The organism is Sinobaca sp. H24 (assembly GCF_023845525.1).
In genome coordinates, this window is the sequence record NZ_JALBWT010000033.1 from 40,371 (window position 1) to 61,041 (window position 20,671).

The 20,671-nt window shown below is 46.7% G+C and carries 14 protein-coding genes, 1 tRNA gene, 3 rRNA genes, 1 other RNA gene and 3 pseudogenes; all 22 read right to left on the reverse strand.

The window, feature by feature from the left end; all coding sequences use genetic code 11:
* Positions 1-82: 82 nt before the first annotated feature.
* A complete protein-coding gene (gene yabA, locus MMY81_RS26525) occupies positions 83-436 on the reverse strand; it encodes a DNA replication initiation control protein YabA (protein ID WP_120191267.1) in 354 nt (117 codons plus the stop codon).
* A gap of 31 nt (positions 437-467) precedes the next feature.
* Entirely contained in the window at positions 468-1,283 is an 816-nt protein-coding gene (locus tag MMY81_RS26530; protein WP_252315153.1) for a PSP1 domain-containing protein, read from the reverse strand.
* A 2-nt stretch (positions 1,284-1,285) separates the two neighbouring features.
* Entirely contained in the window at positions 1,286-2,272 is a 987-nt protein-coding gene (gene holB / locus MMY81_RS26535) for a DNA polymerase III subunit delta' (protein WP_252315154.1), read from the reverse strand.
* 15 nt (positions 2,273-2,287) lie between these two features.
* Complete coding sequence (locus MMY81_RS26540; RefSeq protein ID WP_120191270.1) at positions 2,288-2,617, reverse strand: cyclic-di-AMP receptor; 330 nt, start codon at positions 2,615-2,617, stop codon at positions 2,288-2,290.
* A gap of 92 nt (positions 2,618-2,709) precedes the next feature.
* Entirely contained in the window at positions 2,710-4,800 is a 2,091-nt protein-coding gene (gene tmk, locus MMY81_RS26545; RefSeq protein ID WP_252315155.1) for a dTMP kinase, read from the reverse strand.
* Positions 4,801-4,894: 94 nt separating this feature from the next.
* Positions 4,895-5,011: ribosomal RNA gene (rrf, locus tag MMY81_RS26550) — 5S ribosomal RNA — on the reverse strand.
* Positions 5,012-5,071: 60 nt separating this feature from the next.
* Positions 5,072-8,008 (reverse strand): 23S ribosomal RNA (locus MMY81_RS26555).
* A 196-nt stretch (positions 8,009-8,204) separates the two neighbouring features.
* Positions 8,205-9,774, reverse strand: a 16S ribosomal RNA gene (locus MMY81_RS26560).
* The 16S, 23S and 5S rRNA genes sit together here, the layout of an rRNA operon.
* A gap of 348 nt (positions 9,775-10,122) precedes the next feature.
* On the reverse strand, positions 10,123-10,995 hold the full coding sequence (locus tag MMY81_RS26565; RefSeq protein WP_252315156.1) for a metal-dependent hydrolase: 873 nt from the start codon (positions 10,993-10,995) through the stop codon (positions 10,123-10,125).
* Between the two features lie 139 nt (positions 10,996-11,134).
* Positions 11,135-11,350, reverse strand: coding sequence for a DUF2508 family protein (locus MMY81_RS26570; RefSeq protein ID WP_252315157.1), 216 nt, complete (start codon positions 11,348-11,350; stop codon positions 11,135-11,137).
* Between the two features lie 54 nt (positions 11,351-11,404).
* Positions 11,405-12,001 carry a recombination mediator RecR gene (recR, locus tag MMY81_RS26575; protein ID WP_120194464.1) on the reverse strand — a complete coding sequence of 199 codons (597 nt, stop codon included), beginning with the start codon at positions 11,999-12,001 and terminating at the stop codon, positions 11,405-11,407.
* 12 nt (positions 12,002-12,013) lie between these two features.
* Positions 12,014-12,328, reverse strand: coding sequence for a YbaB/EbfC family nucleoid-associated protein (locus tag MMY81_RS26580; RefSeq protein ID WP_120194465.1), 315 nt, complete (start codon positions 12,326-12,328; stop codon positions 12,014-12,016).
* A 22-nt stretch (positions 12,329-12,350) separates the two neighbouring features.
* Complete coding sequence (dnaX, locus tag MMY81_RS26585; RefSeq protein ID WP_252315158.1) at positions 12,351-14,069, reverse strand: DNA polymerase III subunit gamma/tau; 1,719 nt, start codon at positions 14,067-14,069, stop codon at positions 12,351-12,353.
* A 173-nt stretch (positions 14,070-14,242) separates the two neighbouring features.
* Positions 14,243-14,508, reverse strand: an RNA gene (gene ffs, locus MMY81_RS26590) — signal recognition particle sRNA large type.
* 83 nt (positions 14,509-14,591) lie between these two features.
* Positions 14,592-14,759 (reverse strand): YycC family protein, encoded by a 168-nt coding sequence (locus tag MMY81_RS26595; RefSeq protein ID WP_252315159.1) that lies wholly within the window; start codon positions 14,757-14,759, stop codon positions 14,592-14,594.
* Between the two features lie 17 nt (positions 14,760-14,776).
* Entirely contained in the window at positions 14,777-15,319 is a 543-nt protein-coding gene (gene tadA / locus MMY81_RS26600; protein WP_252315160.1) for a tRNA adenosine(34) deaminase TadA, read from the reverse strand.
* 119 nt (positions 15,320-15,438) lie between these two features.
* Positions 15,439-15,531: transfer RNA gene (locus MMY81_RS26605), tRNA-Ser, on the reverse strand.
* A gap of 109 nt (positions 15,532-15,640) precedes the next feature.
* A pseudogene (locus tag MMY81_RS26610) lies at positions 15,641-16,581 on the reverse strand (ABC transporter ATP-binding protein).
* Positions 16,578-17,625: pseudogene (locus MMY81_RS26615) on the reverse strand (ABC transporter ATP-binding protein). Before MMY81_RS26615 ends, MMY81_RS26610 begins: the two co-directional pseudogenes overlap by 4 nt.
* Positions 17,626-17,650: 25 nt before the next feature.
* A complete protein-coding gene (gene opp3C / locus MMY81_RS26620; protein WP_120194471.1) occupies positions 17,651-18,805 on the reverse strand; it encodes an oligopeptide ABC transporter permease in 1,155 nt (384 codons plus the stop codon).
* 1 nt (position 18,806) lies between these two features.
* Complete coding sequence (opp3b, locus tag MMY81_RS26625) at positions 18,807-19,736, reverse strand: oligopeptide ABC transporter permease (protein WP_120194472.1); 930 nt, start codon at positions 19,734-19,736, stop codon at positions 18,807-18,809.
* Positions 19,737-19,836: 100 nt separating this feature from the next.
* A pseudogene (locus MMY81_RS26630) lies at positions 19,837-20,427 on the reverse strand (ABC transporter substrate-binding protein); the annotation flags it as partial.
* Between the last annotated feature and the right edge of the window lie 244 nt (positions 20,428-20,671).

Below are 20,671 nucleotides of genomic sequence, written 5' to 3' on the forward strand. Positions count from 1 at the left end.
TTCCAATAAACTGCCGGCTGTCATCTATTTACACAAAAAGACTGCCCAAAGAGTGAAAAATCACTTTTAGACAGCCTGTTCTTTATTTTTGCTGGAGAAAGGATAAGCAGAATAAACAATCGCCATCTGTACGAAGGCTTCCATAATGCATGTTGCAGATATGAAAACCTTCGTGATAAAGGCGGGCCAGGTTATCGTATCCCTCGCCTACACTTGTACGCTTCGGTTTTTTGTTTACCTGAAGCTTTTCCATTTCCAGTCTGGCTTCTTCTTTTACGTCCAAACGTTTACGCAGATGCTGATTTTCCAGGGAAAGGGCTTGATTTTCCTCAATCAGCATAGCCAGCTGTTCTTTTAATTCCCCCAGCTCATCATGTAAAGCGCCAATTCGTTCTTCCATATGAATGACCTGCGAAAATATTTCTCGTTTCTCCACGTTCCTCCCCACCCCAATTGTCCGTATGCTGTCAGCGAGTAATGAATCCCTGCTCCATTAATTCATCCAGGCTGTATTCCAGCGCATTTTCATGTTCTGTAATATGAACCTGCACCAGCCGCTCTAGTATGTTAATTCCGGCTACTTTTCCACGGCCTTCCGGTGTTTCAATTTTCTGCCCAATGTCAGGCAGATCTTTTTTCGCCTGCTCATAATGATCGTTCTCATATTTAAGACAGCACATTAAGCGTCCGCACAGTCCGGAAATCTTGGCCGGGTTTAATGAAAGGTTCTGGTCTTTGGCCATTTTAATGGAGACCGGTTCAAAATCGCCGAGAAAAGTGGAACAGCAGAGCACTCGGCCGCAGGGACCAATACCTCCAAGCATTTTGGCTTCATCTCGTACACCAATCTGCCGAAGTTCAATGCGGGTCCGGAACACTGAAGCTAAATCCTTTACTAAATTTCTAAAATCGATGCGGCCGTCCGCTGTAAAGTAAAAAAGCACTTTATTGCGGTCGAAAGTATATTCTACATTGACGAGCTTCATATCTAAGCTGTGTTCAGCAATTTTTGCCGCACAGGTTGCGAATGCCTTCTCCGACAATGTTTTATTTTCTTCCATGGCTTTTTTGTCTTTGCTGTCTGCGATACGCAGCACCTTTTTCAAAGGCAGTACGACATCGTCTTCATTAACCTGTTTATTGCCAATGACTACTTTCCCATATTCCACACCCCGGGCGGTTTCTACAACAATCCATTCCTCAGCGGGAATCGTTAACTCACCTGGGGAAAAGTAATATATCTTGCCTGCTTTCTTAAACCTGACTCCTACTACGTCATGCAAGGCTATGATCCCTCCTGTAAATGAAGCACTAACTGCTCCATCAGAAGCTGGTTATTTACATTAGCACGAAGACGTCGTTTTGCGTCCAGGATAAACTGCATCGATGCAGCAATCTCTTGTTCTGTTATAGAAAGGGCTTGTGATTCAAGCTTTTGCATTTGATCGGGATAAGCAAATTCTCCGCCTGCTTTCTGAACAGAGAGTAGATCACGGTACCAAAAAAGCAGAAGATCCAGGCCAATGTCCAGCTCTTTTCTATCTTTAAAATGAACGAGCCACTTTTCCTGTAATGTTAGTAATGCCTGCTGAGGTCTTTGCTGGACCTCGCTTATTAATTGTATCACTAGAGCCCGTCCCTGTACAATCCACTCTTTGCTCTCTTCCTCGTAATTGGTAAGGGTTTCATCAGGAAGCCGTGCCAGCAGGCCGGCACTGGCCGGACTCATTCCCTGCTCTTGAAAATAAGCGGTTCTTGTAGAAAGAAGCGGCGGAGCAAAGCTGATCCGCTGTGCTCTTGATTGGATGGTCGGAAGCAGGAAATGGGCATTTTCTGTTAACAAAACCGCCATCGTCGGACTGGCAGGTTCTTCTAAAAATTTAAGAAGGCTGTTACCGGCACTGGCAGTCATTGTATCAGCCTGGTGAACAAGGTAAACTTTTGTTCCTGCTTCCATTCCCTTATACGTAAACTCTTTTTGAAGAGCTTCCACCTGGGCTTTTTTAATAGAGTCTCCATCCGGATGCAAAAACATAACGTCTGGGTGGTTTCCATGCGCAATCCGCTTACACTCGACACAGGATTCACAGGGCCGGCCTTCAGTCTGCCTGGCACAAAAAATACTCTGTGCCATCAGAAGGGCCGCCTCTTCTTTTCTACTTCCGTGCATGCCTTCAAAAATATAAGCATGCGACAGCCTGTCTTTTTTGACAGCCTGCCGCAGCATGGTCATTACTGTGGGCTGCTCAACTTCCATTTCCGTCCATTTCATTAATAAACGCCTGCCTTAAAACTTCTCAAATCGTTCTACATCCATAATAAATACCGTAGCGCCGCCCACCTGCACTTCTACTGGATAGGGCACATAGGAATCGGCATTGCCTCCCATTGGAGAAACGGGTGCTACAAGCTGATCCCGTGATTTGCAGTGATTTTTTATTATTTCAAGGACAGCATCTGTCTCTTCATCTTTTATGCCTATGAGGAATGTCGTACTGCCTGCTTTTAAAAATCCACCGGTGCTGGCAAGTTTTGTCGCCTGAAAATCGCGTTCTACCAAGGCGTTGGAAAGTCTATTGCTGTCTTTATCCTGAACTACAGCCACGATTAACTTCACGCTGATCCCCCTCTTTCTATAGGATAATATAAGTATGTTTTCTTTAATATTACTGGAAATCCCAAAAATCGCAAGCAGGAAATCCGGGGCTGTTACGCTTGATCAAACAGTCTGGTCTGAATAATCTGTACAGCCTCTTCTATAACCTCTTCTCTGGGCTGATCGGCATTAACCCGCATTATACGGTCCGGAAATCGTTCCATCAGCTGATGGTAGGCATGATACACAGAATGGTGAAACGACATCGCTTCTCCATCAAGGCGATTGAACTCTCTATCCTGGTTCTGCAGGATGCGGGCCATGCCGTTCTCCGGTGATATATCGAAAAACAGGGTTAAGTCCGGCATACAGTCCTCAATGGCAAAAGCATTGATACGATAAACAGCATCTATACCCAGTCCACGAGCAGCCCCTTGATAAGCCAGGCTGCTGTCTACAAAACGATCACATAAAACAATACTCCCCTGCTCCAGCGCAGGAAGAACCTTTTCCACCAGATGCTGCCTTCTCGCAGCAGCATACAAAAGAGCTTCTGTTCTGGCATCCATCTCCTGATGCCCCGGATCTAAAATGACAGACCTGATTTTTTCAGCGATAGCGATCCCGCCTGGTTCTCTTGTCACAACCACATCTTTTCCTGCCTGTTTTAAAAATTGTTCCAGTTCATGCATGGCTGTTGTCTTTCCGGAGCCTTCTCCGCCCTCTAACGTGATAAACCGGCCTTTATAGGTCATATGTATCCTCCATAATTGTTTTAACCTTCCAGAAGCCCTGATGCTGGTATACCCCCTGCACCCGTCCCCCTGAAGAATCCATTCGTTTAGAAAATCCCACCGTCTGCCTTCCAGTACCTCTCCTTTAAAAAATAGAGGAACTCCCGGTGGATAAGGAATAATATCAGATGCCGCCATACAGGATTCTGCTTCTGCCAGTATCTTGTTCTGTCGCTTCCCACGAAAAACAGCCGGAAGAACCTTACCTTCAGTGATAGATTTCTCTAAAAACGGTGATAAAAGAGCAGTAGAAGAACGCTGCTTGGCCGGGCTTTTCTGCTGTAACCTCTTCAGAACTTTTGAAGCTCTGTTCTTCCATTCGTCCGGCCAATTCGTCCGTTCGAGCGGAAGAATAAGCAGAACCGTTTTCATAGTAGCAAGTTCAGGGTATAGTCCTTCCTCTTCCAATAAAGAAGCAAGCTCCCAGCCGGTATAGCCTGCCGGTGTTTTAATAATACACTTTAATGGGTCTTTATGATAAGGCAAAGGGGGAGTATACAATTCAAAGCCAATATTCTGTATGTCCTCTTCAACCTGGGTAAAATACTGCTTCCACTGTTCCGTAGAAACCTGCTGCTGGTCAACAGCATACTGCCTGGCTGCATCCAAAGAAGCCATAATAGGATAAGAGGGGCTGCTTGATTGAAACACCGCACAGGCAGCCTGTACTGCCTCAAAGGATATACGACTGTAGGAGCCTATGTGTAGATAAGCACCCATCGTCATTGCAGGAAGCGTCTTATGGGCAGAATGTACAACAGCGTCTGCTCCCTCAGCGAGACTGGATATCGGAAAGTATTCGTTCACCGCAAAATGGGCACCATGTGCTTCATCGACTAATACAAGTCCTCCCTTATCATGAACGAAAGAAATAAGCTCACGCAAAGAAGAAGAAACGCCAAAATAGGAAGGTGATGTTAAAATAATTCCTTTTGCTTCCGGATAAAGGTGATAAGCCCGCTTTACTGTTTGAATTTCCAGACCTAATGAAAGTCCTGTTGTTTTTTCAACAGCAGGCATTAAAAAAATAGGCTTCAATCCGGCCAGTCGGATACCATTTATTACTGACACGTGCGCATCCCGCTGTACAAAAACGGCAGCACCTTTTTCAAATGCGCCAAATATCATTGCCTGATTGCCCGAGGTGGATCCGCCTGTTAAAAAAAAGGTATGGCCGGATTGATAAAAGGAAGAAGCCAGGTTCTGCGCTTCCTGAATCACACCCTCCGGTGCATGCAGATCATCAAGACCCGGAAGTTCCGTAAAGTCATAGTGAAGGATTGAAGTAAATATTGTTTCTTTAGCATAAGGAATAATACGGCCATTCTTATGGCCCGGTACGTGAAAAGAAACGGGTTCTTTTTGATGATGGGCAAGCAGAGCATCTAATAAAGGCGTATTCGGGACCATAATAGATTTCCTCTTTTCCTTTGAGAATGTTTCACGTGAAACAAAAAAATATAGAAAAAGCACCCTTCCCTTAAAGGGAAAAGTGCTTGCAGTAGCCCGGCAACGTCCTACTTTCACAGGGGGTCGCCCCCCAATTATCATCGGCGCACAAGAGCTTAACTTCCGTGTTCGGCATGGGAACGGGTGGGACCTCTTGGCCGTTGTCACCGGACAACATCGGGAACCGGTGGTTCCTTCAAAACTGGATAGCGACATCCGAATGGAAAAAGTTTTGGATAAGTCCTCGATCGATTAGTATCTGTCAGCTGCATGCGTCGCCGCACGTCCACCTCAGACCTATCTACCTTGTCATCTCCAAGGGATCTTACTCACTTGCGTGATGGGAAATCTCATCTCGAGGGGGGCTTCATGCTTAGATGCTTTCAGCACTTATCCCGTCCACACGTAGCTACCCAGCGATGCTCCTGGCGGAACAACTGGTACACCAGCGGTGTGTCCATCCCGGTCCTCTCGTACTAAGGACAGCTCCTCTCAAATTTCCAACGCCCGCGACGGATAGGGACCGAACTGTCTCACGACGTTCTGAACCCAGCTCGCGTACCGCTTTAATGGGCGAACAGCCCAACCCTTGGGACCTACTTCAGCCCCAGGATGCGATGAGCCGACATCGAGGTGCCAAACCTCCCCGTCGATGTGGACTCTTGGGGGAGATAAGCCTGTTATCCCCAGGGTAGCTTTTATCCGTTGAGCGACGGCCCTTCCATACGGGACCGCCGGATCACTAAGCCCGACTTTCGTCTCTGCTCGACTTGTAGGTCTCGCAGTCAAGCTCCCTTTTGCCTTTGCACTCTGCGAATGATTTCCAACCATTCTGAGGGAACCTTTGGGCGCCTCCGTTACTGTTTAGGAGGCGACCGCCCCAGTCAAACTGCCCACCTGACACTGTCCCTGATCCGGATCACGGACCGAGGTTAGAATAGTCGTACAGCCAGGGTAGTATCCCACCGACGCCTCCACCGAACCTAGCGGTCCGGTTTCCAAGGCTCCTACCTATCCTGTACAAGCAGTACAACCATCCAATATCAAGCTACAGTAAAGCTCCATGGGGTCTTTCCGTCCTGTCGCGGGTAACCTGCATCTTCACAGGTAATATAATTTCACCGGGTCTCTCGTTGAGACAGTGCCCAAGTCGTTGCACCTTTCGTGCGGGTCGGAACTTACCCGACAAGGAATTTCGCTACCTTAGGACCGTTATAGTTACGGCCGCCGTTTACTGGGGCTTCAATTCAAAGCTTCTCCCCGAAGGGGATAACCTCTCCTCTTAACCTTCCAGCACCGGGCAGGTGTCAGCCCCTATACTTCGCCTTGCGGCTTCGCAGAGACCTGTGTTTTTGATAAACAGTCGCTTGGGCCTTTTCACTGCGGCTCTCCTGGGCTATTCACCCGAAAGAGCACCCCTTCTCCCGAAGTTACGGGGTCATTTTGCCGAGTTCCTTAACGAGAGTTCTCCCGCGCGTCTTAGAATTCTCATCCCACCCACCTGTGTCGGTTTGCGGTACGGGCACCTTTTTCCTCGCTAGAGGCTTTTCTTGGCAGTGTAGGATCGGAACTTCGGTACTTAATTTCCCTCGCCATCGCCGCTCAGCCTTGATGAAGAGCGGATTTGCCTGCTCTTCGGCCTAACGGCTTGGACGTGCATATCCAGCAGCACGCTTGCCCTACCTTCCTGCGTCCCCCCATTGCTCAAATGGAAAGGAGGTGGTACAGGAATTTAAACCTGTTTTCCATCGCCTACGCCTTTCGGCCTCGGCTTAGGACCCGACTAACCCTGAGCGGACGAACCTTCCTCAGGAAACCTTGGGTTTTCGACGGAAGGGATTCTCACCCTTCTTTTCGTTACTCATACCGGCATTCTCACTTCCAGGCGCTCCACCAGTCCTCACGGTCTGGCTTTACGGCCCCTGGAACGCTCCCCTACCACGATCCCCCAAGGGGGATCCTCCACAGCTTCGGTACCGCATTTAGCCCCGGTACATTTTCGGCGCAGAGTCACTCGACTAGTGAGCTATTACGCACTCTTTCAATGGTGGCTGCTTCTAAGCCAACATCCTAGTTGTCTAAGCAACTCCACATCCTTTTCCACTTAATGCGGATTTAGGGACCTTAGCTGGTGGTCTGGGCTGTTTCCCTCTCGACTACGGATCTTAGCACTCGCAGTCTGACTCCCGGACAACAAGTCTCTGGCATTCGGAGTTTGACTGAATTCGGTAACCCGGGAAGGGCCCCTCGTCCAATCAGTGCTCTACCTCCAGGACTCTAATCCGAGGCTAGCCCTAAAGCTATTTCGGGGAGAACCAGCTATCTCCGAGTTCGATTGGCATTTCACCGCTACCCACACCTCATCCCCGCAATTTTCAACTTGCGTGGGTTCGGGCCTCCAGTAGGTGTTACCCTACCTTCACCCTGGACATGGGTAGATCACCCGGTTTCGGGTCTACGACCGCATACTAATACGCCGTTGAAGACTCGCTTTCGCTGCGGCTCCGCCTCTTCGGCTTAACCTGGCATACGATCGTAACTCGCCGGTTCATTCTACAAAAGGCACGCCGTCACCCATAAACGGGCTTCGACTACTTGTAGGCACACGGTTTCAGGATCTGTTTCACTCCCCTTCCGGGGTGCTTTTCACCTTTCCCTCACGGTACTGGTTCACTATCGGTCACTAGGGAGTATTTAGCCTTGGGAGATGGTCCTCCCGGATTCCGACGGGATTTCTCGTGTCCCGCCGTACTCAGGATCCACTCCGGAGGATCAGCGATTTCGGCTACCGGGCTGTTACCGTATCCTGCGGGCCTTTCCAGGCCGCTTCGCCTATCGCTGATCTTGATAACTCCGATGGAGTGTCCTACAACCCCAGGATGCAAGCATCCTGGTTTGGGCTGATTCCGTTTCGCTCGCCGCTACTCAGGAAATCGCATTTGCTTTCTCTTCCTCTGGGTACTAAGATGTTTCAGTTCCCCAGGTCTGCCTTTATCTACCCTATGTGTTCAGGTAGAAATACTATCGGATTAACGATAGTGGGTTCCCCCATTCGGACATCCCCGCCTCACAGCTCACTTACAGCTCCGCGGGGCGTATCGCCGTTCGTCGCGTCCTTCATCGGCTCCTAGTGCCAAGGCATCCACCGTGCGCCCTTTCTTACTTAACCGTTTTTCCGTAAAAAAACAGCTGGCGCCTGCTTACGCAGGGCTTGCTTGGTCTTTTTTGTTTCGTTGTCGCTATCCAGTTTTCAAAGAACCAGGGATCGTCTTGCGAGAGGGTATCCTCTCAAAATGGAATGAAAACAACTGCGCGCACCCCGGACCGGTGGTCCGGGGGTCGATCCACGAATCAATGCTCCGTAGAAAGGAGGTGATCCATCCCCACCTTCCGGTAGGGATACCTTGTTACGACTTCACCCCAATCATCTGCCCCACCTTCGGCGGCTGGCTCCCAAAGGGTTACCTCACCGACTTCGGGTGTTGCAAACTCTCGTGGTGTGACGGGCGGTGTGTACAAGGCCCGGGAACGTATTCACCGTGGCATGCTGATCCACGATTACTAGCGATTCCGGCTTCATGCAGGCGAGTTGCAGCCTGCAATCCGAACTGAGAATGGCTTTGCGAGATTGGCTCCACCTCGCGGTTTCGCATCCCTCTGTACCATCCATTGTAGCACGTGTGTAGCCCAGGTCATAAGGGGCATGATGATTTGACGTCGTCCCCACCTTCCTCCGGTTTGTCACCGGCAGTCACCTTAGAGTGCCCAACTAAATGCTGGCAACTAAGATTAAGGGTTGCGCTCGTTGCGGGACTTAACCCAACATCTCACGACACGAGCTGACGACAACCATGCACCACCTGTCATTTTGTCCCCCGAAGGGGAACCTTCTGTCTCCAGAAGTAGCAAAAGATGTCAAGACCTGGTAAGGTTCTTCGCGTTGCGTCGAATTAAACCACATGCTCCACCGCTTGTGCGGGCCCCCGTCAATTCTTTTGAGTTTCAGCCTTGCGGCCGTACTCCCCAGGCGGAGTGCTTAATGCGTTAGCTTCGGCACTAAGGGCATCGAAACCCCTAACACCTAGCACTCATCGTTTACGGCGTGGACTACCAGGGTATCTAATCCTGTTTGCTCCCCACGCTTTCGCGCCTCAGCGTCAATAACAGACCAGAGAGCCGCCTTCGCCACTGGTGTTCCTCCACATATCTACGCATTTCACCGCTACACGTGGAATTCCACTCTCCTCTTCTGCATTCCAGTTCCCCAGTTTCCAATGACCCTCCACGGTTGAGCCGTGGGCTTTCACATCAGACTTAAGGAACCGCCTGCGCGCGCTTTACGCCCAATAATTCCGGACAACGCTTGCCCCCTACGTATTACCGCGGCTGCTGGCACGTAGTTAGCCGGGGCTTTCTGGTGAGGTACCGTCAGGGGGCGGCCCTGTTAGAACCGCCCTTGTTCTTCCCTCACAACAGAGCTTTACGATCCGAAAACCTTCATCACTCACGCGGCGTTGCACCGTCAGACTTTCGTCCATTGCGGATGATTCCCTACTGCTGCCTCCCGTAGGAGTCTGGGCCGTGTCTCAGTCCCAGTGTGGCCGATCACCCTCTCAGGTCGGCTACGTATCGTCGCCTTGGGGAGCCCTTACCTCTCCAACTAGCTAATACGCCGCGGGCCCATCCTCCAGTGCATGGCCCGAAGGCCATGCTTTTACAAGCAGATCAGGTGATCTGCTTGATTATCGGGTATTAGCTCCGGTTTCCCGGAGTTATCCCCGTCTAGAGGGCAGGTTGCCCACGTGTTACTCACCCGTCCGCCGCTCAATTCCCCGGTTTCCCTCCGAAGAGGTCCGCCGGGTGCATGCGCTCGACTTGCATGTATTAGGCACGCCGCCAGCGTTCGTCCTGAGCCAAGATCAAACTCTCCATGAAAGTTGATGCTTAGTTCTTGCTGGTCTTACGTTGCGCAGCAGGCCTTGCCTGCCGCGACTTGTTGTTCGCGCGTTGTTTTCATTCCATTTTCAAAGGACACTTATAAAGGACACTTATTTTTGATGTCGTCTCTTAACGACTTCATAAATTATATCATTTTCGTTTAAAAAACGCAATACATAATTGTGATAAAATAATGAACGTTTTTGAGATGTTTTCTCAGCAACGTTTTCAACTATACCATCTCTATTATAAAATAACAATAAAAAAAATGCATTACTTATAAAAAAATTTTTCCTTCTATAGTATCTTACATTTTAAACTAAAAGCGGACTGTTATGTCCGCCTTTATTCAACAGGTATTGATTCAAAAAGCAGTTTCTCTCCATCAAAGTAAAAACGGGGATCATACACACCCAGCTGTGTATCATCTTTTGTCACCACTACAAAGGGCGCCCATTCAATCAGCAATTCTGCGCGCTTGTTTTTATTAAGCAGAGGGTCCAGATCCACTTCCTCCTGGGAGTAAAGCGTCTCCGTCAACGATTCCCTTCCAAACGCATTGTGATTTTTTATTGTGACTACTTCATCTTTTTTACCGATAACATTAAATGAGCCTGGTACAAAACCGGCGGAAAGCTCCACCTGATCAAAATCATCTTCTACCTGGTTAATAATAAAGGTTCCTTGAAGAGCCTGTATAGAAATGTGGAGGGCAGCCACCAGCAGAACGATTTTCCAGACCCGGGGAGCAGGAATACTTTTATATTTCCACTTAACAATAAATGCACCGGCAAACAAACTCCAAATAACCACATCAACAATAGGAAGAAACCCGAGGGCTACTCTTGTGGAGCTTAATGGTTCGAACCACCCAGTTCCCCATGCGTTTAAGCCGTCAAGCGTATTATGAATGACTACATTAATAAATGCAGCAAAGAAAATCAGCCAATGCTTTTGTCTCCAAATTACAAAAGCTGCGGCAAAAATCACCAGTGCCCATACAGGAGCCATGAAAAAAGAATGTGTCAGCCCGCGGTGCCAAAGCAGACCCATAATCTGTCCCGTCTCGGTAAATCCTGTGAAGACATCCGCATCGGGGGCCTGGCTGGCAGCCAGGCTTGCAAAAAGCACAGAGCGTTTAACCGGTTTTTCGAGGCCTTCTTTATCTATCGCACCGTAAGTTGCCATTCCAAAAAGAGCATGTGTCAGCGTATCCATTTAATACCTCTTCTCTGTCAGGGGTAAAGTATGTTCTTGTACTGTACCTTTTCTTTCTATAGAAGAGCAATGTTTTTGCCCCGGTTCGGCTTAGTTTTATATTCACAAAAAAACAGCCGGGCAAAAGCAGCCGGCTGTACTATTTATTCTTTTGAAGCGTCTGCTGATAACGCATTTCCTTTAAAAGGAACATGTACTTTGCTTTTTTTATCTTCAAGTAAGCAATCGTTTCCGCAGAGGGATCAAGACTTTTTTCTATAATTAGTTGAAAAGATTCAAATTCATGCTTCAATTCTTCCGTTTTTTCGGTGAGACGTTGTTGACCGGCATGATAGATTCTATCTTTTTTGAACAAAGAAACGTCCTCCCTTATTGAACAATGCTCATTGAGGGGCTCTCCGCCACTGCTTTACAGCTCCCGGCGGCCTTCTATTGCTTTAGAAAGCGTCACTTCATCTGCATATTCCAAGTCTCCTCCAACAGGGAGCCCGTGTGCAATTCTTGTTACCCTCATACCAGAAGGCTTAACAAGCCGGGAAATATACATTGCTGTAGCTTCCCCTTCAATAGTGGGGTTTGTTGCAATAATGACTTCTTTTACTTCATCATTCTGAAGTCTTTTAATCAGTTCGGGTACTTTAATGTCTTCCGGGCCGATGCCATCCATTGGAGAGATAGCGCCGTGAAGGACATGATACTGGCCGCTGTACTCGCGCATTTTTTCCATGGCAATAACGTCCTTGGAATCCTGCACTACGCATATAATAGATTGATCCCGCTGTTTATCTTCGCAGATCCGGCACGGGTCTGTATCGGTTATAAAGTGGCAGTTGGAACAGTAAGTTAAATCACGTTTGGCATGAACCAGAGCTTTCGCAAAATCCAGCACGTCGTCTTCTTTCATATCCAATACAAAGAAAGCTAAACGGCCTGCGGTTTTCGGTCCGATGCCCGGGAGTTTCATAAAGCCTTCAATTAATTTAGAAATTGGCTGTGGATACTGCACCTTTTCCTCCTTTTAGAACATTCCAGGCATATTCATTCCTTTTGTAAACTTGCCCATGTCCTGTTCGATCATTTCATCTGCTTTTTTGAGAGCTTCGTTTGTCGCGGCAAGAACAAGATCCTGCAGCATTTCAACATCTTCAGGATCTACAACGTCCTGATCAATTTCGATATCAACTATACGCTTGTCTCCAGAAGCAGTAACTTTAATAGCTCCGCCGCCTGCCGTGGCTTCAACAGTCTTATCTTTTAATTCTTCCTGGGCCTGAGCCATCTGCTTCTGCATTTTCTGCATCTGCTTCATCATATTTCCCATATTGTTTTTCATTATTTATTCCTCCAATAGTATATTAGTCTTTTATTTCTAAAAGGTCTTCTCCAACCAGCTTAATTGCTTCATCCACGAAAGGATCCTTTTCCGGTTCACTTTCCTTTTCTTCGGAAGCAGGCTGCCGGTTCTTATATTCCTGTTTTACTTTTTCCCACTGCTGATTCAACAGTGTCACTGCCTCCAGGGATTGGCCTGTTACTCCTTGAATAGAAGACTCTATCGCGTCCCGGAATTTAGTATCAACCATACTGCGGTGCATTTCGTTTTGAAAAGCCAGGATCAGTTTTTCTCCATTGGTCGCTACCGGCTTGGCATCGCTTATCCATGCATGTCCCGGCACGCTCGTCTGCTTAACTTTCTGCATAACAGCCGCCCACTGGCCCGTCAGCTCCTGAAGCTTTTCCCGGCTGGCGCCTTGAATAGTTTCACGGACTTTGCCATCGTTGCCGAGTGCCTGGCTTCCGCCGGTTCTCGGCGCTGCTTTTCGTTTCGGAGCCTGGGAAGATGAAGTTTCTTCCGTTTTCTCCGAGGCTGGCGCTTCTTTTACCTTGTTTAGTTTTTGTTCAAGCTGCTCTACTTTTTTCTCCAGCCGCTCATAGGTATCAGAAGAAACAGAGGCTGCCTCCCGGCCTTGTTCAGGCTCCGTCCTGCCGGGAGAAACATGGGCCGTTTGAATAAGTGCCATTTCCAGAAAAATCTTCGGATGACTGGACCATTTCATCTGCTGAAAATGGGTGTTCAACTCATTTAGTACTTTGTATATCCAGGAAAGCTCCGCCTGGCCGGTCAACTCTTTAAATGCATCATCGACCATGACTCTGTCCAGAATTTCATCGACATTAGGTGCCGTTTTGGCAACCAGCATGTCTCTTAAATAGTATATAACGTCTTCCATGAATCGAACAGGATCTTTTCCATCCTGAATCAGCCTGTCTGCGGCTCTTACTGCAGCAGAAGTATCCCCTGCTAAAATGGAACGTATCGTTTCCGCCAGAAAACGCTGGGAAACGGCTCCCGTAATCGCCAGTACATCATCCGGTGTAATCGTATCTTCGGCAAAAGAAGAAGCCTGATCCAGAAGGCTCAGCGCATCTCTCATTCCACCTTCCGCTGCCCGGGCGATCAGCTGAACGGCTTCTTCTTCCGCCGTCCATTCCTGCTGGGAAATAATATAATTCATTCGATCTGTCAAAGCTTTAGTCGTTATCCGTTTAAAATCAAAACGCTGACATCTCGATACAATCGTTAAAGGAATTTTATGCGGCTCTGTAGTAGCCAGAATAAACACCGCATGCTTCGGAGGTTCCTCCAATGTTTTCAGAAGCGCATTAAAAGCGCCGGTGGAAAGCATATGAACTTCATCTATAATATACACTTTGTATGAAATATCCCGGGGGGCGGACATGACATTTTCCCGAATATAACGAATTTCATCTACTCCATTATTGGATGCAGCATCAATTTCAATCACATCCACTACGGAACCATCTGAAATACCGCGGCAGGCCCGGCATTCATTGCAGGGCTCTCGAACAGGGGCATGCTCACAGTTGATCGCTTTAGCGATGATCTTGGCGGCGCTTGTTTTTCCGGTTCCCCGCGGACCGCTGAATAAGTAAGCGTGTGAAAATTTTTCCTGTTCCAGCGCATTTTGCAGCGTTTTCGTAATATGTTCCTGGCCCGCCATGTCTTTTAACTGCCTCGGCCTCCATACCCTGTACAATGCCTGATAGCCCAACCCTCTGCCTCCTTTATCGTATTTCTTCTATTTTAATTATACCGATTCTATAAACACTTTTCAAAAGATGATATCCGTTTTTCTTCATTATAATTAATCGCTTTCTTCTATTCAAAGATGAAGAAAAAAGAACCACTCTCAACAGAGTCGTTCTTTTTATCATATGTATAAAGCCGTGCACCTTCTGTCGACAATGCTTTCATGCACGTTACCTATGCAGTTAGCTCGAACCGGGCAGCTCTGCGGCACATAGAAGAGTCCGCTTACTGCTGCTTCCTTCCGGACCTGACAGGATTCACGGGTTTCCATTGCGCAGAACCCGGTTGTCAACACCACTTACATAGGGCAGGCTGCACAAAAGCATAGCCTCGAGAAGGGATTCAGCCTCGCTATAGCGGATTGCGAGTACAGGGCACCGCTACCTCCCCACTTAGCACGGCAAATTGGATAACATATTCAGGCGCTTTATTAGCGCAACTTTTAGTATATATAGTTTTTCATCGGAACGCAATAGGTTCGGCTTTATTCTTCTGGCGGATTTTCATCTGTGTTTGTCTGTTCTTTTTTTTCCAATTCGGCAATCTTTGCCATAATAATATGCGGCGGCGTATGCATAATATGCTCTAAAGGCATATTAAGTTTTTTAGCCAGCATTTGGGCCGTTTCCGCTGAAAATTGATTAGGTGCCATGGATTATCCCCCTGTTTTTATTCATCGTGTTCGTTTACTATATCATGATGAATCGTTGAATCCAACTTCTGCTGCTCTCTTCTTTTTAAGCGCTCTGCTTTTTTCTTTTGACGCAGTTCCAGAAAAAAAGAGGACAGAGCTGCGCCGCACTCTTTTTCCATTACACCGCTTTCTACAACGGCCTGATGGTTAAAACGCGGTTCGTTCAGCAGATTCATCAGCGTCCCCGCGCATCCGGCTTTCTCATCTGCCGCTCCGTAAACCACCCGGACGATACGGGATTGAACAATTGCCCCTGCGCACATAGGACAGGGTTCCAACGTAACGTATAACGTGCAGTTCTCCAGACGCCAGTTCCCCAGTGTCCGGCATGCCTGTTCAATAGCCGTCATTTCGGCATGAGAGCCTGCCTGCTGTTTTGTTTCCCGCTGATTGTATCCATACCCGACAATGGACTCTTCTTTTATAATCACTGCTCCTATAGGCACTTCTCCCATAACCCGTGCTTTTTCTGCCAGCTTCAATGCTTCTTTCATCCAATACGCGTCTGTGTGAGCCATTTCCGTCCCCTTTATTTCCCCTTTGCTTCTATCATACCCAATTTGCGTTTTTCGTGCATCGTCTAATAAAAAACAAAAAAAGCTGCCCTTTAAAAGGACAGCTTTGTCATTTGAAATAATGGCGGAGGAGGAGGGATTCGAACCCCCGCGGGCGATGAAGCCCCTGGCGGTTTTCAAGACCGCTCCCTTCAGCCAGACTTGGGTACTCCCCCGAATGGTTAAAAACTTTTTGGCTGACAAGGAATATAATAGCATATACAAAATACCGGTGCAATAGAAAATAAAAAGAAAGAGCAATTTAATTTTGCTCTTCCTTCTAATTTACGTTAATGCCGCTCCTTGATATTCGGCTAACTCTTCTTCGTTGCACAATACCCAGTGCCCCGGTTTCACTTCCTGAAAGCTTCTTTTTTCATTACTGCCATAGGCTTCAGGATCATATTGAATTCTTTTTCGTGTTCTTTCATGATCCGGATCCGGCAGCGGAATAGCTGACAATAGCGATTTCGTGTAGGGATGGAGTGGATTCTTATATAACTCTTCGCTATCCGCCAGTTCCACCAGATTGCCAAAATACATGACGCCGATCCGGTCGCTTATATACTTCACCATCGACAGATCGTGGGCAATAAACAAATACGTGAGATTTTTTTCTTTTTGCAGCTTTTTGAGAAGGTTCACTACCTGCGCTTGTATCGACACATCCAAAGCCGAAATAGGTTCATCCGCTATAATAAATTCAGGATCTACCGCTAAAGCTCTTGCAATACCCAGTCTCTGCCTCTGTCCCCCGCTGAATTCATGAGGGTATCTGCTGGCATGCTGTTTGTTCAGCCCCACTGTTTCCAGCAGCTCATATACTCTGTTCTTTCGTTCTTCTTTCGAATTCACCAGACCGTGGACATCCAGTCCTTCTGCAACAATATCCAATACTTTCATTCTTGGATTCAGAGAAGAATAAGGATCCTGAAAAATCATCTGCATCTGCCTGTTAAAATCTTTTAGATCTTTTTATTTTTCTTGCCTTGTACGTTTTTCCCTTTAAAGAGCACTTCGCCATCTGTGGCGTCGTATAACCTGATGATGGAGCGTCCCGTTGTTGATTTGCCGCAGCCGGATTCTCCTACAAGGCCGAATGTTTCACCTTTATATATTTCAAAGGTCAGCCCGTCAATTGCTTTCACAATGGTTTTCCGCCCTGTTTTAAAATGCTGCTTTAAATTTTTTACTTCCACTAGTTTTTCTCGCTGGTCTTCTATCATTTTAATACACCTTTCTTCGCTTTATCAGCCTGCATTCTTTTTTGAACAGAAGGAGGCGGAGAAATGGCGGGAGCTTTTGGATCCATTAACCAAGTCGCCGCATAGTGGGTATCCGATACTTTGAACATAGGAGGCTGCTCTTCATAATCTATTTTTAATGCAAATTCATTTCTGGGAGCGAACGCATCTCCTTTAGGAGGATAAAGAAGGTCCGGCGGTGTTCCCGGAATCGCAAACAGCTCTTCTTCCGAACTGTCCAGGGTAGGCATCGAGCCGAGAAGTCCCCACGTATAAGGATGCTTTGGATTATAAAAAAGTTCATCCACTGTACCAATTTCAATAATTTTGCCGGCATACATTACTGCCACCCGGTCTGCAATATTAGCAACAACCCCTAAATCATGCGTAATAAAAATAATGGAAGTATTGGTTTCAGCCTGGATGTCTTTCATAATATCCAATATCTGTGCCTGAATGGTTACATCCAGGGCTGTAGTCGGTTCGTCCGCAATTAATATTTTAGGATCGCAGGCAAGAGCTATCGCAATCATTACACGCTGCCTCATGCCTCCGGAAAACTGGTGGGGATACTGCTTCATTCTGATTTCCGGCTCTGGTATTTTTACCAGCTTGAGTATTTCGATCGCTTTTTCTCTCGCCTGCTGTTTATTCATATTTCTGTGTCTGATAAGGCCTTCCATTACCTGGGTGCCTACTTTCATAGTAGGGTTTAATGACGTCATAGGATCCTGGAAAATCATCGCAAGGTCTTTGCCGCGCACTTTCTGCATCTGTTTTTCGTTTTTTCTTTACAATATCCTCATTTTCAAACATAATTTCTCCATTTTTAATAAAACCCTGTGGTTCTGGAAGAAGCTTCATCAATGCTTTCGTAGTGACCGACTTTCCTGAACCGGACTCTCCAACTATAGCCAGGGTTTCTCCTTTATGCAGGTCAAAGGAGATGTCACGTACCGCCTGCACTTCGCCATCATGCGTGTTAAAAGAGACACTAAGATTTTTTACTTCTAATATTTTTTCCATCTTTAATATGTTTCCCCCTCTCCTTTTATCTGTCTCTCATTTTTGGATCAAAGGAATCTCTAAGGCCGTCTGCCAGCACATTAAAAGAAATCATAATGATAGAGATTATAACGGCTGGAAAAACAAGGACATGCGGAGTCGTAGTCAGTGCTTTAAATCCATCGTTTACAAGCGTACCAAGAGAAGCCTCCGGCGCCTGCAGACCGAGTCCAATAAAGCTTAAAAAGGCCTCGAAGAATATCGCACTTGGAATCGTAAACATCGTATTAATAATGATTAACCCCATGACATTTGGAATAAGATGCTTTGCAATAATTTTTCTATCCGGCACCCCGATGGTTTTAGCCGCCATAACATATTCCTGGCCTTTCAGCTTCAGGACTTCGCCGCGTATAACTCTGGCCATACCGGTCCAGCCTGTTATAGCGAGGGCAATCGCAATCGAAATAATTCCGGGTTCTAATATAATAATCATTAATATAACGACCACAAGATTGGGAATTCCCATTAAAATCTCCAGGAATCTCATCATGTAGTTATCCACTCTGCCGCCGTAATAGCCGGAAATTCCTCCATAGGCTACGCCGACCACAAGATCTATAGCTGCTGCCAGAAAAGCGATATAAAGGGAAACTTTAGTTCCTTCCCAGGCTCTTGTCCATAAATCCCTTCCTAATCTATCTGTGCCGAAGTAAAAGTACTCGTCTTCCATACCTGCAGCTGCGTACCGGTCATAGTCCGCTCTTACCTGGCCGGAGCTCGGGCTTCCGTCGCCTTCACTTAAGACCGTATAGGTAACAAACTCGCTGTCGTCGCCAAACCGCACTTCGGCATTTGCCTGTGCCTGTTCTGCTGTAACATGTTCGTACACAGAGCTTTCCATTCCGTTTACATTTAACCAGGAAATGTTCTCAAGTACTGGAATTTTAGGAGTTAAATTAGATCTTTCCAGCGCCTGTTCGTTTGGACCGTAAGAGCTGAAGCTCGAACCGAAAAATCCCATTAGTATTATAAGAATCAGGGAAATAAGAGCTATCATTGCCGGTACGTTTTTAAATAGGACACGTACAGCATCCTGAAAAAATGTCCGGCTCGGCCTGCTTATCTCCTGCGCTTTTTCTTCGTCTCGTTCTACACGCTCAAACCAATCTGCTGAAGGTTCTTGTTTATGTTTTTCCATACTAACGGTCTCCTCCGGAAATTCTAATCCTTGGATCAATAATTCCATATAAAATGTCGATAATTAAAACGACCAGCACAAAGAAAAAAGCAAAAAACAATGTTGTTCCCATAATTACCGGGAAATCATTCGTCATAACAGAAGAAACGAACTGTTCTCCAATACCCGGCACCGCAAAGATCTGCTCGATAACTAATGTACCGGTAAGCAGGCCGACTGCTAATGGACCTAAAATGGTAACTAAAGGAATAAGTGCATTTCTGATGCCGTGCTTGAATACAACAGAAGTCTGGTTCGCGCCCTTCGCACGCGCTGTTGTAATATAATCCTGCCCCATGACTTCAAGCATCTCTGTGCGCATAAATCTGGCGCATGTGGCCATAGGGAAGATCATTAAAGCAATAGTAGGAAGAATCGAATATTCAAAACCGCCCCATGTGGCCACCGGGAGCCAGCCGAGCTTTACCCCTACAAAATACTGCAGTAATCCGGCAAATATAAAGGATGGAATAGAGGTACCAATGACTGCGATAAATGTAGAAATTCTATCCATAAAGCCGTTATGATAAATTGCAGAAACAATTCCCAGAAGCGTTCCTAAAATGCTTCCAACAATTAACGATTGAATACCAAGCTGAAACGAAGGGCCGATTCTTGTTTCCAAAATACTGGCCACGCTCCGGTTGTCATACTGAAAAGAAATCCCCAGGTCTCCCTGCATTAAATTCCAAATATAGTTCAGGTATTGAATAGGTACGGGATCATTTAATCCATACTTTTCTAAAATAATCTGCTGCTGTACTTCTGATAATCTTTCCTGAGCACTCAAAGGCGTTCCAGGCAGAAATTTCATTAAGAAAAAAGAAATAGTGGCAATAATAAAGAGCGTAATCGCCATATATATTATTCTTTGTAAGATATATCTTGCCAATGTTTTCCCCACCTATATGTTTATTAGATAATAACAACGGAAAAGAGAGTACAAATCCATAAAATCGGATATACTCTCTTTTCCTTGCTAAATTATTATTTTATTCAGCAGCTTCCTCATCTACATACGCCCATTTGTATTCAAAATCGTGGCCCGCAGCGTTATAGTAAACACCCTGTAGAGCCGGGTTCCATAGATATGCTGTTGATCTCTGGTATAAAGGAGCAATCGCTGCATCTTCTTCTACAAGAATTTTTTCAGCTTCCAGGAATGCATCCCATCTTGCCTGTGGATCATCTGCTGAGTCACCGGCAGCTTCTTCGATAAGTGCATCATACTCTTCATTGGAATAACCCATCTGGTTGTATCCACCATCTGTAACAAACATGTTCATGAATGAGTTGGCATCAACAAAGTCAGGAGACCATCCGGATACAGAAAGCTCATAATCCATTTCGTCACTCAAGCGTAGACGCTCTTTGAAAGGTACCGATTTAACGTTTAGCGTAAGTCCTTCCAAATTGCTTTCCAACTGATCTTTAAAATAGGCGTTGATATTTTGTGCTTTGTCTGTGTCATCGCCAAGCATTTCAATTTCTACCGTGTCCGTGCCCAATTCTTCCAGTGCAGCAGCCCATGCTTCCTGTGCTGCTTCTTTGTCTGTTGGCAGCAGATCACCGTTTGCTTCTCTAAAGCCTTCATCTGATTCCGGGCTTGTTACGAAGTTCTCGGGAAAAGTCCGTTTGCAGGGAACGAACCGTCATTTAAGATCGTGTCTGCGAGACCTTCTTTGTCGATCGATTGGGCAATAGCCTTTCTTACGTTTTCGTTTCGCAAGCGGGCCATCGTTGGATTGGTTCATTTTAAGGAAAAAGACACTCGGCTCTCAATCGTTCTAAACGACTGCTCCGTGCTGTACTGATCTACATACTCTG

What these genes read in the sequence shown, in the direction of transcription:
- opp3C (WP_120194471.1), bottom strand. Translation starts at nt 18,805, where the DNA reads ATGGAAAAACATAAACAAGAACCTTCAGCAGATTGGTTTGAGCGTGTA.
- MMY81_RS26565 (WP_252315156.1), bottom strand. Translation starts at nt 10,995, where the DNA reads ATGGATACGCTGACACATGCTCTTTTTGGAATGGCAACTTACGGTGCG.
- holB (WP_252315154.1), bottom strand. Translation starts at nt 2,272, where the DNA reads ATGAAATGGACGGAAATGGAAGTTGAGCAGCCCACAGTAATGACCATG.
- tmk (WP_252315155.1), bottom strand. Translation starts at nt 4,800, where the DNA reads ATGGTCCCGAATACGCCTTTATTAGATGCTCTGCTTGCCCATCATCAA.
- tadA (WP_252315160.1), bottom strand. Translation starts at nt 15,319, where the DNA reads ATGGCTCACACAGACGCGTATTGGATGAAAGAAGCATTGAAGCTGGCA.
- MMY81_RS26580 (WP_120194465.1), bottom strand. Translation starts at nt 12,328, where the DNA reads ATGAAAAACAATATGGGAAATATGATGAAGCAGATGCAGAAAATGCAG.
- MMY81_RS26595 (WP_252315159.1), bottom strand. Translation starts at nt 14,759, where the DNA reads ATGGCACCTAATCAATTTTCAGCGGAAACGGCCCAAATGCTGGCTAAA.